The organism is Pseudonocardia kongjuensis, from assembly GCF_039526905.1.
GTDB classification, from domain to species: Bacteria; Actinomycetota; Actinomycetes; order Mycobacteriales; family Pseudonocardiaceae; genus Pseudonocardia; species Pseudonocardia kongjuensis.
Window position 1 is genome coordinate 65,126 of the sequence record NZ_BAAAJK010000030.1, and the last position, 16,459, is coordinate 81,584.

At 74.9% G+C, this 16,459-nt stretch carries 13 protein-coding genes and 1 pseudogene; 7 read left to right on the forward strand and 7 right to left on the reverse strand.

The genetic code is table 11. The features are described from left to right. Window positions 1–950 precede the first annotated feature (950 nt). From ABD160_RS33375 to ABD160_RS22915, 6 genes and pseudogenes are all read left to right on the forward strand, one after another. A pseudogene (locus ABD160_RS33375) lies at window positions 951–1,208 on the forward strand (hypothetical protein); the annotation flags it as partial. Between the two features lie 142 nt (window positions 1,209–1,350). Then, window positions 1,351–1,956, forward strand: a complete 606-nt coding sequence (locus ABD160_RS22895) for an ABC transporter permease (RefSeq protein WP_344025824.1) — start codon at window positions 1,351–1,353, stop codon at window positions 1,954–1,956. Beyond that, a complete protein-coding gene (locus ABD160_RS22900; protein ID WP_344025826.1) occupies window positions 1,953–2,810 on the forward strand; it encodes an ABC transporter permease in 858 nt (285 codons plus the stop codon). Before ABD160_RS22895 ends, ABD160_RS22900 begins: the two co-directional genes overlap by 4 nt. Next, on the forward strand, window positions 2,807–4,513 hold the full coding sequence (locus ABD160_RS22905) for a dipeptide ABC transporter ATP-binding protein (RefSeq protein ID WP_344025828.1): 1,707 nt from the start codon (window positions 2,807–2,809) through the stop codon (window positions 4,511–4,513). The genes ABD160_RS22900 and ABD160_RS22905 overlap by 4 nt, the downstream gene beginning before the upstream one ends. Beyond that, window positions 4,510–6,102: an ABC transporter substrate-binding protein gene (locus ABD160_RS22910; RefSeq protein WP_344025830.1), complete on the forward strand. Its 1,593-nt coding sequence runs from the start codon at window positions 4,510–4,512 to the stop codon at window positions 6,100–6,102. The genes ABD160_RS22905 and ABD160_RS22910 overlap by 4 nt, the downstream gene beginning before the upstream one ends. Window positions 6,103–6,125: 23 nt before the next feature. Continuing rightward, on the forward strand, window positions 6,126–7,460 hold the full coding sequence (locus ABD160_RS22915) for an LLM class flavin-dependent oxidoreductase (RefSeq protein ID WP_344025832.1): 1,335 nt from the start codon (window positions 6,126–6,128) through the stop codon (window positions 7,458–7,460). A 32-nt stretch (window positions 7,461–7,492) separates the two neighbouring features. On the opposite strand, the gene ABD160_RS22920 is transcribed toward ABD160_RS22915, so the two are convergent. Further along, window positions 7,493–7,735: an MDR/zinc-dependent alcohol dehydrogenase-like family protein gene (locus ABD160_RS22920; RefSeq protein WP_344025834.1), complete on the reverse strand. Its 243-nt coding sequence runs from the start codon at window positions 7,733–7,735 to the stop codon at window positions 7,493–7,495. A gap of 281 nt (window positions 7,736–8,016) precedes the next feature. On the opposite strand from ABD160_RS22920, the gene ABD160_RS22925 reads away from it, so the two are divergent. Then, on the forward strand, window positions 8,017–8,760 hold the full coding sequence (locus ABD160_RS22925; RefSeq protein ID WP_344025836.1) for a helix-turn-helix domain-containing protein: 744 nt from the start codon (window positions 8,017–8,019) through the stop codon (window positions 8,758–8,760). Here the strand turns inward: ABD160_RS22925 and ABD160_RS22930 are convergent. The 6 genes from ABD160_RS22930 to ABD160_RS22955 form a co-directional block, all read right to left on the reverse strand. Next, complete coding sequence (locus ABD160_RS22930; RefSeq protein ID WP_344025838.1) at window positions 8,705–9,907, reverse strand: acyl-CoA dehydrogenase family protein; 1,203 nt, start codon at window positions 9,905–9,907, stop codon at window positions 8,705–8,707. The two genes, ABD160_RS22925 and ABD160_RS22930, sit on opposite strands and share 56 nt — an antisense overlap. Beyond that, window positions 9,904–11,571, reverse strand: a complete 1,668-nt coding sequence (locus ABD160_RS22935; RefSeq protein ID WP_344025840.1) for a dipeptide ABC transporter ATP-binding protein — start codon at window positions 11,569–11,571, stop codon at window positions 9,904–9,906. Before ABD160_RS22935 ends, ABD160_RS22930 begins: the two co-directional genes overlap by 4 nt. Continuing rightward, window positions 11,568–12,512 carry an ABC transporter permease gene (locus ABD160_RS22940; RefSeq protein WP_344025842.1) on the reverse strand — a complete coding sequence of 315 codons (945 nt, stop codon included), beginning with the start codon at window positions 12,510–12,512 and terminating at the stop codon, window positions 11,568–11,570. Before ABD160_RS22940 ends, ABD160_RS22935 begins: the two co-directional genes overlap by 4 nt. Before the next feature lie 25 nt (window positions 12,513–12,537). After that, window positions 12,538–13,488 (reverse strand): ABC transporter permease, encoded by a 951-nt coding sequence (locus ABD160_RS22945; protein ID WP_344025844.1) that lies wholly within the window; start codon window positions 13,486–13,488, stop codon window positions 12,538–12,540. A gap of 5 nt (window positions 13,489–13,493) precedes the next feature. Further along, the gene (locus tag ABD160_RS22950; RefSeq protein WP_344025846.1) at window positions 13,494–15,116 is read right to left on the reverse strand and encodes an ABC transporter substrate-binding protein; all 1,623 of its coding nucleotides are present in this window, start codon (window positions 15,114–15,116) and stop codon (window positions 13,494–13,496) included. Window positions 15,117–15,186: 70 nt separating this feature from the next. Continuing rightward, complete coding sequence (locus ABD160_RS22955) at window positions 15,187–16,317, reverse strand: LLM class flavin-dependent oxidoreductase (protein WP_344025848.1); 1,131 nt, start codon at window positions 16,315–16,317, stop codon at window positions 15,187–15,189. Between the last annotated feature and the right edge of the window lie 142 nt (window positions 16,318–16,459).

Here is a 16,459-nt window from a genome sequence, read left to right on the forward strand (position 1 = left end):
CGGCCGGCCCGCCGGTGTGCGACGGGTGCGGCGGGACGTGCGGGTTCGGTGTGCATGCGGAGAGGGTCCTTCCGGGACGGCGGCGGCTCCCGGGCGACCGCGGACGGACCGGCGGAGCGCGGGCGCGAGCACAGGGGCGACGGGATGGGCGGGAGGGCCGGGCGGGACGGCCGTCGGGACGGCCGTCGGGACGGCCGTCGGGACGGCCGTCGGGACGGCACTGCTGGGGCGGCACTGCTGGGACGGCACTGCTGGGGCGGCGCCGCTGGAACGGCGCTGCTGGAACGGCGCTGCTGGGACGGTGCCGTGGGGACGGCGCTGCTGGAACGGTGCCGTGGGGACGGCGGAACGGCGGCGGGCCGGTCAGCGGACCGGACAGGCCGCCGAGTGCACCGTGCCGTGGTCGACGACCCGACGGCGGACGAGCCGAGGCTCCGCGACGGCGACGGGACGGGGCCCGGCCGGTCGGACGGAGCGGATGCGCGGCATGGCACCGAGCCAAGCCGATCCGGGCGGCCGCTGTCCAACGACGAATCGCCATCGGGATCGATCACCGATCCGGATCGATGATGATGCCGATCCGTCGTTGGACAGCGAACGCGCTGCTCAGCACACTGGTCCCGTGCCGACATCACCCGGATCAGTGACGCCCCAGTGCGGGGCGTGGTCCGGCGAGCGCGGCGTCCTCACCCGTCGCAGGGTGATCGACCACGGCACGGTGAACTCGGCCAGCTGTCTCGGCCGCTGAGTCCCGCCTCCCGCCGATACCGACGCCCGGCATCCCGGGTCCCGTGACGCCGCGATCGCGCCGTCGCCGGATCCGCACGTCCGCGTGACACCCCCGACGCTCCGCCCCGCCGCGGGTCGTGCCCGCCCGCACGCCCGCGGTCCGCCGCCGACCGCGGCCGGTCGAGCGTCGAGCGGTCGCGCGCCCACCCCGAGGAACCGCCATGACCGCCGTCCTGTCCCCCTCCGGACCACCGGGCCCCCCGGCCGGTGCCCCGCCCGATCCCGTCCGGCCGGCCCGGCCGCGCTGGCCGCTGTCCGCCCGCTACGTGCTCAGCAGGCTGCTCAACGCCGTGCTCGCCGTGTGGGCCGTGCTGACCATCGTGTTCTTCGCGATGCACCTGACCGGCAACCCGGCGAGCCTGCTGCTGCCGATCGACGCGAGCGAGGAGGAGATCGCCCGGCTCACCGCGGCGCTCGGGTTCGCCGATCCGCTCCCCGAGCAGTACCTGCGCTTCCTCGGACAGGTGCTCACCGGCGAGTTCCCCGACTCGATCCGGTACGGCGGCGACCCGGTCGCGCTGGTGCTCGAACGGCTGCCCCCTGCTCCTCGGCACCTGGGGCATGATCATCGGGGCGTCGCTCGGGCTGGCCGCGGGCGCCGTCGCGGTGTTCGGCCGCAACCGGCGGCTGCGCCGGGTGCCGGTCAGCGTGCTCACCGCGCTGGAGGCGGTGCCCAGCTTCTTCCTCGGCATCGTGCTGATCGCCGTGTTCGGCATCGTGCTGTCGGTGCTGCCGCTGCGCGGCGCCGGGACGCCCGCGCACCTGGTCCTGCCCGCCGTCGTCATCGGGCTGGCGCTCGCCGCGCCGGTCGCCCGGGTGTTCCGCACCTCGCTGCAGGAGGGCACCGGCGCCGAGCACGTCCGGCTCGCGGAGGCGAAGGGCATCGGGCGGACCCGGGTCGTGCTGCGGCACATCGTGGTCAACGCGCTCGCCCCGGTCCTCAACGTGCTCGGCGTGCAGGCCGGCGTGGTGCTCGGCGGCGCCGTCGTCACCGAGGCGGTGTTCGGCTGGCCGGGCGTCGGCCAGCTCGCGACCAGCGCCATCGACAGCCGGGACTTCCCGGTCGTGCTCGCCTGCGTCGCCCTGATCGCCATCGGGTTCGTGCTGGTCAACCTGCTCGTCGACCTGGCGGCCGCGATCCTCGACCCGCGCGGGGGCCGTCGATGAGCACCCTCGCCGTGACCCCCCGGCGCCGGGCCGGGCGCACCGGATCGCTGGTCGCCGGGGTCTTCCTCGGCGCCGTCGTGCTGGCCGTCGTGTTCGCCGGGGTGCTGTTCCCCGGCGGCTACGACGCGCAGGACCTCACCCGCCGGTTCGCCGAGCCCACCTGGTTCGGCCCGCTGCCGCTGGGCACCGACGAGCTGGGCCGCGACATGCTCGCCCGGGTGCTCTACGGCGGCCGGCCCGCGCTCGGCATCTCCGCCGTCGCCGCCGTCCTCGCGACGGTCCTGGGCACCGCCGCCGCGCTCGGCGCCACCCTCGGCGGACGACCGTGGGACGGGCTCATCGGCCGGGTCGCCGACGTCCAGCTGGCCGTCCCGACCATCCTGATCGCGCTGGTCGTGCTGTCCTTCTCCGGCTCCGGCACGATCCCGCTGATCGGCGTGCTGACCGTCGGCAGCTGGGTGCTGACCTTCCGGATCCTGCGCGCCCAGCTGGCGACCGTCGTCGCGCTGCCCTACATCGAGGCGGCCCGGCTGGCCGGGGCACAGGGGCCCACCCTGCTGCGCAGGCACGTGCTGCCGGCCGCCGCGCCGCTGCTCGTCGTCGCACTGACCCTGAACTTCTCCACCGCGCTGGTCCTGGAGTCGAGCCTGGGCTATCTCGGGCTCGGCATCCAGCCGCCGCGGCCGGACTGGGGGCAGATCGTCGCCTCCGGACAGGCCCAGCTCGCCGGGGCCTGGTGGATCTCGCTGGTGCCCGGCGCGTTCCTGGTCGCGACCGTCGTCAGCATCCAGATCGTCGGCGACCGGATCGCCGACCTGCTCACCCTCCCCGGCTCCCAGGACGGCACCCGATGACCCTCTCCCGTCCCCTTCCCGCCGGCCCCGGCACCGCGCCCGGGCACGGGCCCGATCCGGACGCCGGCCCGCCGCTGGTCTCGGTGCGCGGGCTGCGGATCGCCACCACCGGCGGGACCCCGCTGGTGCACGGCGTCGATCTCGATCTCGTCGCCGGCGCGACCGTCGGCATCGTCGGCGAGTCCGGCTCCGGGAAGACGCTCACCGCGATGGCCGTGGCCGGCCTGCTGCCGCGCGGCGTCACCGTCACCGGCGGGCGGATCGCCGTCGACGGCCGCGACGTCACCGTCCGCTCCCCCGCCGAGCGCCGCGCGCTGCTGCGCGACACCTTCGGCGTGGTCTTCCAGAACCCGGCGGTCTCGCTGAACCCGCGGCTGACGATCGGCCGGCAGCTGCGCGAGGCGCTGCCCGACGCCGACCGGCGCAGCCGCGCACGGGCCTGGCGCCGCTCGCTGGAGCTGCTCGAGCACGTCGGTGTCCCGCGCGCCGCGCAGCGGCTGCGGGCCTACCCGCACGAGCTGTCCGGCGGCCTCAACCAGCGGGTGGTGATCGCCACCGCGATCGCCCGCGATCCGCGGGTGCTGGTCGCCGACGAGGCCACCACCGCACTCGACGTCAGCGTCCAGCAGCAGGTGCTGGACCTGCTCGACCGGCTGCGCGACGAGCTGCGGCTCGGCGTGCTGCTGGTCAGCCACGACATCGGGGTGATCGCCGACCGGGCCGGGCAGGTCGTCGTCATGCAGGACGGCGCGGTCGTCGAACGCGGCGGCACCGGCGACGTGCTGGACCGACCGCAGGACGGCTACACCCGGCGGCTGCTGGCCGCCGTCCCGCGGCTCGACGTCCCGTCGCCCGCCGGTCCGCCCGCCGACGCACCGGTGCTGCTGGCCGGCCGCGGCCTGGTCCGCGACTTCCCGGTCGCCGGCCGGCGCGGCACCCGGTTGCGCGCCGTCGACCACGTCGACATCACGCTGCGGGCCGGCCAGGCGCTCGGTGTGGTCGGCGAGTCCGGATCGGGCAAGACGACGCTGGCCCGCATCCTGGTCGGGATCGATCCCGGGCACGGCGGCACGCTGACCGCGTTCGGCGGGCCGGTCACCGGGCGGGTCCCGGCGCGCCGGCGGCAGCTGCGCCGCGTCCAGTACGTCTTCCAGGATCCCTACGCCGCGCTCGACCCGCGCCAGACGGTCGCCGAGAGCATCGCCGAGCCGATCGAGCTGGCCGGTACCCGGGACCAGCGCGATCGCGTGCCCGGCCGGGTCGCCGAACTGCTCGACGACGTGCAGCTGGCCCGTGACCTGGGCGGCCGCCGCCCGCACGAGCTGTCCGGCGGGCAGCGGCAGCGGGTCGTCATCGCCCGGGCACTCGCCCTGGAACCGGACGTGCTGATCGCCGACGAACCGGTCTCCGCGCTGGACCTGTCGGTGCAGGCCGGGATCCTCGACCTGCTCGCCCGGCTGCGCGCCGAGCGCGATCTCACCTATCTCGTCATCTCGCACGATCTCGCCGTCGTGCGCGGGCTCTGCACCGACGTCCTCGTGCTGCACGACGGCGTCGAGATCGAGCAGGGCCCGACCGACGACGTCTTCACGGCGCCGGCCGCCGGCTACACCCGCCGGCTGCTCGACGCCGTCCCCGGCCGCTCCCGGCAGGGCTCCCCGCCCGAGCTCCACCCCGCCATCCCCCGGAAGGACAACCCGTGATCCCCCGCCCCGTCCCCCGATCTCCCCGGACCCCCCGGTCCCCCGGGTCCCGCCGCACGTTCCGCACCGTCGCCGCCGCCGTGCTCGCGGCGACCTCGCTCGCACTCACCGCCTGCGGGGCGGTCACCTCCGGCACGTCGACCGGTGCCGAGGAGGACTCGTCGCTGGTCATCGGGATCTCCCGCAAGCTCACCTCGATCGACCCGGCCCAGGGCGGGTCGCTGGACGGCGACGCCACCCTCGCCAGGGCGATCTACTCCGGTCTCACCTACTACGATCCCGAGCTGGAGCTGCGCGGCGAGCTCGCCGAGAGCTGGACCCAGGACGACGACACGCACTGGACGTTCGTCCTGCGCGACGGCGTCACCTGGTCCGACGGCAGCCCGTTCACCGCCGAGCAGGTCGTCTGGAACTTCCAGCGGTTCCTCGACCCGGAGTCCACACTCGGCAACGCCGCCGCGATCCGGGCGATCATCAGCGGGGTCACCGCGCCGGACGAGGGCACCGTCGTCATCGAGACGAACGGTCCGTTCATCGACCTGCCGGACCGGCTCGCGCACTTCTTCCTGGTCAACCCGGACTTCGTGCAGGCGCACCCGGACGAGCTGGTCGCCCTGGGCACCGGGCCCTACGTGCTGGAGTCGGTCGACCTGGAGAACGGTGCGGTGCTGACCCGCAATCCCGGCTACTTCGGTGAGGCACCGGAGTGGGAGCGCGTCGAGTACCGGGTGCTGGAGACCGAGGCCGCCCGGGTGCAGGCCGCCCAGGCCGAGGAGATCGACGTCGCGATCCAGTACGAGCCGGCCAGCCTGGAGCTGTTCGCGGGCAGCGACGTCTACGACACCGGCAACCAGTGGTCCAGCTGGAACAACACGCTGCGGATCAACGAGAACGTCGCCCCGCTCGACGACGTCCGGGTCCGGCAGGCGCTCAACTACGCGATCGACAAGGAGGCGCTGATCCGCGACGTCGTCGGTGCCGACGTCGAGCCGCTGGCCGGGCAGGTGCTGTCCGCGCCGTACGACCGGATCAATCCCGACCTGGCGGCCTACCCCTACGACCCGGAGCGGGCCCGGCAGCTGCTCGCCGAGGCGGGGCACGCCGACGGCGTGACGATCGAGCTCGGCCTGTCCACCGGCAGCTACGTCGCCCAGGACCCGGTGTCCCAGGCGATCGCCCGCCAGCTCGGCGAGGTCGGGATCACCGTCGAGATCACCAACCAGTCGTTCCCGAACTGGGTGGAGCGCACCCGCAGCGCGGAGGACGCCCCGGCGCTCTACTACATCGGCTACACCGCCGGGTACCGCGCGCCCGCCGAGCGGCTGCGGATCTACACCTCGGGCAACGGCCAGAGCCACTACGCCGAGCCCGACGCCGTCTACGACGACCTGGTCACCCAGGTGACCGCGGCGACCACCCCCGAGCAGCAGCAGGAGCTGGTGAACCGGGCGACCGCGCACTACCGGGAGCAGGCGCACGCCGTCTTCCTGTGGCCGCAGCCGCTCACCTACGTCGTCCGCAAGGACCTGGAGTGGACCCCGCGCCCCGAGCACTGGCTCGTGCCGCAGGAGTTCCGGTCCCGGTCCTGACCCGAGCGAGAGGCGGAGCCATCATGACCAGTCCCGGAGACGATCGCGTCGCACGCGGCGAGCAGCTGGTGCTCGCCACCCTGATCGGCGGCGTCGGGAACCACGCCGGCGCCTGGCGCCGGCCGAACAGCCGGGTCGAGGAGAAGTACGACCTGCAGCTGTTCGCCGATCTCGTCGGCCGCGCCGAGGCCGCGAAGCTGCACGCGGTGTTCCTCGCCGACGGGCTGCGGCTGGAGACCGACACCCTGCGCAGCCAGCCCTTCGCCGGGCTCGAACCGGTCACCCTGCTCAGCGCGCTGGCCGCGGTGACCAGCCGGATCGGGCTGATCGGCAGCATCTCGACGACGTTCTCCGAGCCCTACACCGTCGCCCGCCAGCTGGCCTCGCTCGACCACATCTCGAACGGCCGGGCCGGCTGGAACCTGGTGACCTCGGCCTGGGGCGAGGAGAACTACGGGCGCGCGCTGCCCCCGCACGACGAACGCTACGAGCGGGGCGCCGAGTTCGCCGAGGTGCTGTTCGCACTGTTCGACAGCTGGGACGCCGACGCGATCACCCTCGACCGGGCCGCCGGGGTCTACGCCGACCCGGCGAAGGTCCGGACGATCGACCACGTCGGGAAGCACTTCGACGTGCGCGGCCCGCTCAACGTGGCCCGCCCGCCGCAGGGCCGCCCGGTCGTCGCGCAGGCCGGGTCGTCGGAGATCGGGCAGGACGTCGCCGCCCGGTTCGCCGACGTCGTGTTCACCACCGGCCGCACCACCGACGAGGCCGGCGTGCAGTTCTACCGGTCGCTCAAGGAGCGGGTGGCCGCCACCGGCCGCGATCCCGGATCGGTGAAGATCCTGCCCGGGGTCTCGCCGATCATCGGGCACACCGAGGCCGAGGCGAAGGCCGTCGAGAAGGAGCTCAACGGCTTCATCGACCTGGTCTCCGGGCGGGCGAAGCTGTCCCGCCAGCTGGCCGGCGTCGAGCTCGACGATCTGGAGCTCGACGAGCCGGTCCCGCTGGAGCGGCTGCCCCGGGAGTCCGAGGTGCAGGGGCGGCGGTCCCGGTTCGGGGTCTACCGGGCACTCGTCGAGGACGGCTGGACGCTGCGCAGGCTCATCCAGTGGGAGGTCGCCTCGGCCGGGCACCACGTCCCGGTCGGGTCGTCCGAGCAGATCGCGGACCTGCTGCTGCGCCGGTTCGAGGCGGGGGCGGCCGACGGGTTCGTACTGCTGCCGTCCTACGTCCCGGAGGGGTTCACGCTGCTCACCGACGAGGTGGTGCCGATCCTGCAGGAGCGCGGGGCGTTCCAGACCGAGTACGCGCACGGGACGCTGCGCGGCAACCTGGGGATCGGGCCGGTGGCCTGACCGGTCGCGGGCGCCGGCTCCGGCGCCCGCGATCAGCCCAGCTCGACGACCGCCTTGCCGTGCAGCGTCCGGCCCAGCAGCGCCGCCACCGCCTCCCCGGCGTCGTCCAGGCCGCCCCGCCGGGCCGGCACGGTGCCCAGCATCGCGGCCGGAACCGCGCGCAGCTCGGCGACCGCCCCGACCGGCCCGAAGGTGACGACCGGTGTGCCCACCGGCGGGCCGGAGCCGTCCGCGGCGGCCTGCTGCGCGGTCCCGGCCGCGTCCGAACCCGGCACCGTCCCCTCCGGCGGGGGCCCGAAGCCGGCCGGGACCGCGCCCGCGGCGAGGGCGACCCCGTCGTGGCCGGGCAGGTGCGCCCGGCCTCCGGCCGGCGCACACCCGGGCGTCGCGGCACGGTCAACCCCGGGCCGGCGCGACCTGCACCACACAACGGAATCAGCCCCGGGTCAGCACGGCTTCACACCTGGTGACGGGCCGGGGTTGTCCGGTCCGTACCGCAACGGCACCATCCCGGGGCGGAACCGCAGGGCGCGGAAGCCCGGGAGAGGTGGGGGTCATGGCCTGGAGCACGCGCGAGATCGCCGAGCTCGCCGGCACCAGCCTGCGGGCGGTGCGGCACTACCACGAGGTGGGCCTGCTGGCGGAGCCCGAGCGCCGCTCCAACGGCTACAAGCAGTACGGGGTCGCCCACCTGGTGCGGGTGCTGCGGATCAAGCGGCTCACCGATCTCGGCTTCTCACTCGCCCAGATCGCCGCGATGGGCGACGCCGACGACCATCCCGAGGAGGCGCTGCGCACCCTCGACGCGGAGCTGTCCGAGACGATCGAGCGGCTGCAGCGGATCCGGGCCGAGCTCGGCGTGATCATGCGCGACGGCACCCCGACCGACCTGCCGTCCGACTTCGCCCCGGCCACCGCGCAGGCGGAGCTGTCCGACACCGACCGATCGCTGATCGTCGTGATGACCCGGGTGCTGGGCCCGCAGAGCCTGCAGGCGTACGCGGAGCTGCTGCGCGACCTGCCGCCGGACCCGAACGCGGGCGCCTTCGAGAACCTGCCAGAGGACGCCGACGACCGGACCCGCCAGGAGCTCGCCGAGCGGATGCTGCCCTACGTCCGCGAGATGCACGCGGCGCACCCGTCGCTGGCGACGATGCGCGAGGACTCGCCGCGCGGGAAGGGATTCGCCCAGCGGACCATGGGGGCCGCGATGCGCGACCTCTACAACCCGGCCCAGCTCGACGTCATGGGGCGGCTCGGGACGCTGCTGCGGGAGGAACCCCCGGGCGACCGGGACTGACCGCGGGGGGCGCTGACCGTCCCGGCCGCAGCAGGTGCGCCGCCCGCTCACCCAGGACGACGTCCTCCGGGGGTGAGTGGTGCACACCGGTCCGCAGGTCGCGGTAGAGCCGCTGCCACACGTGGTCGCGCCACACCGACGCCGTCCCGACCAGCCGGCCGACGTGGTCGACGACCTCGGTGGCGGCCCGGTGCGCGAGCACCTTCGCCGCGCCGGCCTCGCCCCGGCCCGCCTCCCCCGCCTCGGCCCGCGCGACCGCGGAGTCGACCACGGCCCGGCAGGTCTGGTAGGCCATCAGCGCCTCGCCGCCGTGCAGCACGTGCCGCAGTTCCGGGTCGTCGCCGGGGCGCTCGCGCAGCGACGGCACCCCCGCACCGCCGCGCACCAGCTCGAGGGCGTGCGCGGCGATCCCCTGCGAGACGGCGGCGAGCAGGATCGGCCACCAGGTCGCCTTCCGGGCGCCCGGGCCGGGCGGGGTCTCCGGGCCGAGATCGTGGTCGTCGCCGAGCCGCACGTCGGACAGCACCAGGTCGTGCCCGACCGAACCGCACAGTCCGACCGTGTCCCAGGCCGGGATGATCGTCACCCCGGGCGCGTCGAACGGCACCAGGAACGCGCGCCGGTCGTCGTCGTTGCCGTCCACGGTCAGCGTGACCCGGGCGGCGAGCAGCGCGAGGCTGCCGGTGACGTAGGTCTTGCGGCCGTCGAGCACCCAGCCACCGGCCCGCCGGGACGCCCGCCCGGCCAGCCGGGTGCCGCGGTGCGGCGCGTTGCTGCGCGCCTCGCTGACCAGGCCGCCGACGAACCCGCCCGGCCCGGTCAGCCGCCCGGCGAGCGCGGCCAGCGACGGCGCGAGCGGCTCCGCGTCGAACAGGTCGACGGTGTGCAGGTGGTGCATGGCCAGCACCAGCCCGACCGCCGCGTCGATCGCGGCGACCCGGGTGACGGCGGACGCGACCGTCCCGAACCCGGCGCCGTGGCCGCCCAGGTGCGCCGGGACGGTCAGCGCGGTCAGGCCCGAGGACCGGACGGCGTCGAATCCGGCGCGCGGGAACGTGGTACCGGCCGGGTCGTCGTGGCCGAGCGCGGTCGCGAGGTCCTCGACCGCCGTCGTGATCAGCCGTTCGACGGCTGCGGGCCGGCTCATCGGGTGCTCCCTCCGGCGGTGCGCCGACCCGGGATCGCGTCGAGCAGCGCCCGGGTGTGCTCGGACGACGGGTTCCGGTACACCTCGGCGGTCGGCCCGGTCTCGACCAGCCGCCCGCCCGCCATCACCCCCACCGTGTCGGACGCCTGCGCGACGACCCCGAGATCGTGCGAGATCAGCAGGTAGGTCAGGCCGAGACGGGCCTGCAGGTCGACCAGCAGCTGGAGCACCTGGGCCTGCACGGACACGTCGAGCGCGGACACCGGCTCGTCGAGCACCAGCAGATCGGGCCGCAGCGCGACGGCCCGGGCGATCGCCACCCGCTGGCGCTGCCCGCCGGACAGCTCGGCCGGGCGCCGGGTGCCGAACGACCTCGGCAGGCCGACGTCGTCGAGCAGCTCCGCGACCGCCGTCGCGCGGTGGCGCCGGTCGCCGGTCCGGAACGCGCGCAGCGGATCGGCGATGATCCGCTGCACGTCGAGCCGGGGGTTCAGCGCCGCGAACGGGTTCTGGTGCACCAGCTGGACGCGCGCCCGCAGCCGGCGCAGCTCCGCGCCGGCGAGCCGGGTGACGTCCCGGCCGAACAGCTCGACCGAGCCGGTGCTCGCCTCGACCAGCCGCGCGACGCAGCGCGCGACCGTGCTCTTGCCCGAGCCCGACTCGCCGACCAGCGCGAACGTGGTGCCGGGCGCGATCGTCAGGCTCACGTCGTCGACGGCCCGGAACACCGCCCGGCGCCCGCCCGCCGGGTAGTCCTTCGTCAGCCGGTCGATCCGCACCGCCGGCGGTTCCCCGGGCCGCACCGGACCGGCCGGTGCGCCGGGGCCGGTGGCGACCGCCCCGGCGGCCCGCAGGCGCGGCGACCGGGTGGACGGCGCGGCGGCGATCAGCTGCCGGGTGTAGGGATCGCGCGGCTCGCCCAGCACCTCGTCGACCGGGCCCTGCTCGACGATCCGGCCGTCGCGCATCACCAGGATCCGGTCGGCGCGTTCGCCGGCGACGCCGAGATCGTGCGTCACGAGCAGGGTCGCCGAGCCGGTCCGGGCGGCCGTCGCCGCGAGCTGGTCGAGCACGGTGCGCTGCACCGTCACGTCCAGCGCCGAGGTGGGCTCGTCGGCGATCAGCAGCTCCGGCGAGCAGGCGGTCGCGATGCCGATCAGCACCCGCTGGCGCATCCCGCCGGAGAGCTCGTGCGGGTACTGCGCCGCCCGCCGTTCCGGGTCCCGGAAGCCCGAGTGCCGCAGGATCTCCACCGCGGCCGCGGCGGCCGCCCGCCGGTCGGCGCGGCCGTGGATGCGCAGCACCTCGGCGATCTGCTCGCCGATCCGCTTCGTCGGGTTCAGCGACACCGTCGGGTCCTGCGGCACCAGCCCGATGCGGGCCCCGCGGACCGTCTCCATCCGGGTGTCCGACCAGCCGGTGATGTCCTGCCCGCCGAGCTCGACGGTGCCCGCGGACACCGACGCGGTGGCGGGCAGCAGCCCGGTCACCGCGCCCGCCGTCGTCGTCTTCCCGGAGCCGGACTCGCCGACGACCGCCACCACCTCGCCGCGGTGCACGTCGAACGACACCCCGCGGACCGCGGGGACGGTGCGCCGGCGCACCCGGTAGGCGACGGAGAGCTCACGCACCCGCAGCACGGGCACCGGATCGACGGCGCTCACCGTTCCACCTCCCCGGCGACCGCCCGGCTGAGCCGGTTGGCCGCCAGCACGACGGCGACCACCACCAGCCCCGGGAAGGTCGTCAGCCACCACGCGGTGGCGATGAAGTTGCGTCCCTCGGCGACCAGCGATCCCCACTCCGGGGCCGGTGGCTCCGCCCCGAACCCGAGGAAGCTCAGCGCCGACACCGCGAGCACGGCGCCGCCGAACTCGAGCGCCGCGAGCACCAGCACCGGTCCGACCGAGTTCGGCAGCACGTGGCGCAGCACCACGGTCACCGGATGCAGCCCGTTGCCGACGGCGGCCTCCACGTACGGCGCCGCCGTCACCCGCAGCACCTCGGCGCGGGTGACCCGGGCGAACGCCGCGATCGCCGAGATCCCGACCGCGATCGCGACGTTCATCGTCCCGAAGCCGAGCACCGTCACGATCGACAGCGCCAGCAGCAGCGCCGGCACCGACAGCAGGACGTCGACGACCCGCATGAGCACGTCGTCGAGCAGGCCGCCGACCACGCCGCCCAGCAGGCCGACCGCCGCCCCGACCACGAGCCCGATCGCGACCGCCAGCGCCGTGGCGCGCAGCGACAGCCCGGCCGCGTACACGGTGCGCGAGTAGATGTCGCGGCCGAGGTCGTCGGTCCCGAACCAGTGGGCCGGGCCCGGCCCCTGCAACCGATCCGCGGTCGCCGTGGCGAACGCGTCGTGGGTCATGAAGGGCCCCGGCACGAACGCCCAGGCCAGCACCACCAGGACGACCAGGACGGACAGCGCCGATCCCGGGTTGCGGCCGGCGAACCGGGCCAGCGCCCGGAGCCGTGACTCCGGTGGCGGCGACCCGGGGTCGGTGTCGTGGTCGGGGTCGGTGTCGGGGTGGACCGGCTCCGGCGGGACGGGCCCCGGCACCGGCGCGGCGGCGGGAGCCCCTGGCAACGCAGTCATCGCAGGACCTTTCGGTACGGGAGGGTCACGACGTCCGGGCGGCGGTCCGGCGCCTGATCCGGGGATCCAGCAGCGGGTACAGCAGGTCCACGGCGAGACTGACCACGACGAAGATCACGGCGGCGAGCACGACGAGCGCCTGGACCATCGGGATGTCCTGCGTCTCGACGGCCTTCTGGGTCAGCCTGCCGATCCCGGCCCGGGTGAAGATGGTCTCGGTGACCACCGCGCCGGACAGCATCGTGCCGACCACCATCCCGACGATCGTGACGGCGGGCAGGCTCGCGTTGCGGAAGGCGTGCCCGAGATGGACCCGGATCCGGGACGCGCCCTTCGCCCGCGCGGTGACGACGTGCGCCTGGGTCCAGGTGTCGGACAGGCTCTTGGCCAGCACCTGGGCGACCGTGGCGGTGGTCGGCACCGCGAGCGTCACGGCGGGCAGGATCAGCGACTCCACGCCGCGGTTGCCGCCGGCGGGGAGCAGCCCCCAGCGGAACGACAGCACCTGCAGCAGCAGGATCCCCAGCCAGAAGCCCGGGACCGCCACGCCCAGCGGCGGCAGGGACAGCAGCAGCTGGCTCAGCCACCGGCGGCGGGTGTAGGTCGCGACGAGCGCGATCGCCGTCCCCGCGCCGACCGCCAGCACGAACGCGGCGGCGGCGAGCGTCAGCGTCTCGGGCAGCGCCTCGGCGATCTCGGTGGCGACCGGCCGCCCCGAGTGCAACGACGTGCCGAGATCGCCGCGCAGCGCCGAGGTCAGCCGGTCGAGGTACTGCACGACGACCGGCCGGTCCAGGCCGTGCCGGGCGCGCAGCTCCGCCACCACCTCCGGATCGAGGCTGGTCCCGCCCTCCTGGTTGAGCATCAGCAGGACCGGATCCGCGGGCAGCATCCAGAGGATCACGAACGTCGCGGTGAAGGCGGCCCAGACGACAAACGTCGCCTGGGCCACCCGACCGGCCAGGTAGCGGAGCACGACCGTCAGCTGCTCTCGACCCAGGCGTCGTAGAAGTTCAGCTTGGACTCCGCGTCGGTGCGCAGGCCGTGCGCGTGCCCGGCCAGGCCGAACGTGCGGGCCCGGCTGTTGATCGGGATCGCCCAGGCGTTGTCCACGATGTACTCCTGGGCACTGCGGACGAGCTCGGCGCGGCGGGCCGGATCGACCTCGGCCAGCTGGCCGTCGAGGTAGGTGTCCAGCTCGGACGGCGGCAGCAGCGCGTACCCCTGGGCGGTGTGGTCGGAGGAGAACACCGCGCGCAGCACGTCGGGATCGGCCCGGGTCATCGTCCACTGGTAGAAGTCGTAGTCACCGGCCGCCAGCGCGGAGGCGGTGCTCGCCTCGTCCAGCTGGCGGATCGGCGCGGAGATGCCGATCGCGGCGAGCTGCTGCTGGATCAGCTCCTGGGTGCGCAGGAAGACCGAGGAACCGAGCACGCTGATCTCCAGCCGCCTGCCGTCCTTGACCCGCACGCCGTCCGGGCCGGGCACCCAGCCCGCCTCGTCGAGGATCGCCCGGGCGCCGTCCGGATCGTGCACGAGCCGGTCACCGAGGTCCACGTAGTAGGGCACCGAGGGGGTCAGCACGCTGCGGGCGGGCTCGAAGCCGGGGACACCGTAGATGGCGTCGACGACCTCCTGGCGGTCGATGCCGCGCTGCACCGCCGCCCGCACCGCGGCGTCCCCGCCGAGCTCGCTGCGCGCGTTCGCGAAGTAGGTCGGGCCGTACCCGGGGACGTCGACCGTGATGACCTCCAGGCCGGCGCCCTCGATCGCGGGCAGGTCCTGGGGCTGGATCTCGGAGACCGACTCCACCTGGCCGGACTGCAGCAGCCCGGTCCGGACGCTGCCCTCCGGCACGAAGCTGAAGACCAGCCGGTCCAGGTACGCCTCGCCGGTGTGCCCGGCCGACGGCGGCGCCCAGTCGTACCCCGCCCGCTTGGTGACCGAGAACTCCTGGTCGCGGGCGAAGGCCTCGTAGACGAACGGGCCGGACCCGGCGTAGTCGCCGCTGCACAGGTCCTCGGCGGTGCGGCCGGTGTCGGCCGGGGAGATGAGGCCGAACCAGGCACCGGCCGCGGCCTGCAGGAACGGCGCGTTCGGGAAGTCGAAGCGCACGGTCGCGACGAACTCGGACTCCACGTCGGTCCCGGCGTAGCCCTCGAACAGCGGCTGGGCACCGATCGCGGTCGCGCCGAGCGCGGCGATCCGGTCGAGGTTGGCCTTGACCGCCTCCGCGTTCACCGGCAGCCCGTCGCTGAAGGTCGCGTTCTCGACCAGCGTGAACCGGTAGCTGGAACCGTCGGTGGTCTCCCAGCTGCTGGCCAGCCAGGGGGTGATCTCGCCGGTCTCCGGGTCCTGGTCGACGAGCGAGTCGACGAGCGGCCGGATCGCGTTGAGCGCCACGTGGTTGCGCTGCTGGGCGGCGTCGAAGCACTGCGGCGACGGCGTGCTCTCCAGCGCGTGGGTGTAGGTGCCACCGGGTTGTGGGGCGCCCGCGTCGCCGGCGGCCGGCGCGGCCACGCCGCCGGCACAGCCGGTCAGCAGCAGGGCGCCGCTCAGTGCGAGCGCGAGGCGCGCGGGGGCGCGCAGGGGTGGACCGGACATGGCGATGTCGCCCTTTCGGAGAGGGAGGTGCCCCGGGGCCGGGGTGGTTCGGGGAGGGCGGGCCGCCGGCTCAGGAGCCGGCGACCGCCGTGGCGCGGGCGGTGGCGCTGCGGTGGGCCAGCTCCTGGCGCACCAGCGGGAGGACGTAGCGGCCGTAGTCGATCGCGTCGTACAGGTTGTCGTAGCCGCGGATGGAGACCAGCTCGGCGCCCAGGTCGACGTAGTCGAGGATCGCCGCGGCGACCGTCTCCGGGGTGCCGACGAGTGCGGTCGCGGCACCGCGCGCGTTGGTCGCGGTCGCCGTCGGCGTCCACAGTGCCCGGTCGTGCAGGTCGCCGCGGGCGGCGATGTCGAGCTGGCGCTGCGAGCCGACGTTCTGCGGGCGCGCCACCCCCGGTGCGGGGTAGTGCGCGCCGTGCCCGCGGCCCGGCGCGGCGTGGAAGGCTCCGAGCGCGGCCAGCGTCCGGTGCGCCTTCTCCCAGGCCAGCTCCTCGGTCGCGGCGATGATCGGGCGGAAGGTGACCCAGATCCGCGGCCGGTCGGTGCGGCCCGCCAGCCGGGCCTGCTCGTACACGGCGTCGATCTGCTCGCGGGTCTCGGCGAGCGGCTCGCCCCACAGCCCGAAGATGTCGCCGAGCGCGCCGCCGACCCGGTAGGCGTCCGGTGACGAGCCGCCGACCGAGACCGGGATCGTGCCGTGCACCGGGCGGATGTCGGCCGCGGTGAAGTCCTCGAAGGAGTAGTGCCCTCCGGCGTGGTCGAACGGCTCGGTCTCCGTCCACGCCCGGCGCAGGATCCCGATGTACTCGGCGGACCGCGCGTACCGGGCCCGCTTGTCGAGCCGGTCCCCCTCGCGGGCCTGCTCCGCGGTCTGGCCGCCGGAGATGATGTGCACCGCGGCCCGGCCGTTCGAGAGCTGGTCCAGGGTGGCCAGCTTCCGGGCGGCCACCGTCGGATGGACGGTGTTGGGGCGCAGCGCGATCAACGGCCGGATCCGCTCGGTCACCTGGCTGATCGCGCCGCCGACGGTGAACGGGTCGAACGAGGTCGAGCTGTAGGCCAGCAGCGTGTAGTCGAACCCGGCGTCCTCGAGGGCCCGCACGTAGCGGCGCAGGTAGGCGGGATCGACACCGGCCCCGGCGGCGGGGTCGAGCTCGGTACTGGGGTTGGCGTAGGCGGCACTGATGAACTCGACGGGCACCTGGTCTCCTGGCACGGAGGGAACTGCACGGACCGCCGACCGGTCCCGCGCGGGTACTCCGGACCGGTGGACGGGCACCGGTCGCGGTGGCACCGCACGGCGGCGGTGGTGGGTGGCGGGCTGTCAGTGCCTGGGACAGCCG

Coding starts and splice junctions, on each gene's coding strand:
- ABD160_RS22895 (WP_344025824.1), top strand. CDS start 1,351: ATGATCATCGGGGCGTCGCTCGGGCTGGCCGCGGGCGCCGTCGCGGTG.
- ABD160_RS22900 (WP_344025826.1), top strand. CDS start 1,953: ATGAGCACCCTCGCCGTGACCCCCCGGCGCCGGGCCGGGCGCACCGGA.
- ABD160_RS22905 (WP_344025828.1), top strand. CDS start 2,807: ATGACCCTCTCCCGTCCCCTTCCCGCCGGCCCCGGCACCGCGCCCGGG.
- ABD160_RS22915 (WP_344025832.1), top strand. CDS start 6,126: ATGACCAGTCCCGGAGACGATCGCGTCGCACGCGGCGAGCAGCTGGTG.
- ABD160_RS22925 (WP_344025836.1), top strand. CDS start 8,017: ATGGCCTGGAGCACGCGCGAGATCGCCGAGCTCGCCGGCACCAGCCTG.
- ABD160_RS22930 (WP_344025838.1), bottom strand. CDS start 9,907: ATGAGCCGGCCCGCAGCCGTCGAACGGCTGATCACGACGGCGGTCGAG.
- ABD160_RS22940 (WP_344025842.1), bottom strand. CDS start 12,512: ATGACTGCGTTGCCAGGGGCTCCCGCCGCCGCGCCGGTGCCGGGGCCC.
- ABD160_RS22950 (WP_344025846.1), bottom strand. CDS start 15,116: ATGTCCGGTCCACCCCTGCGCGCCCCCGCGCGCCTCGCGCTCGCACTG.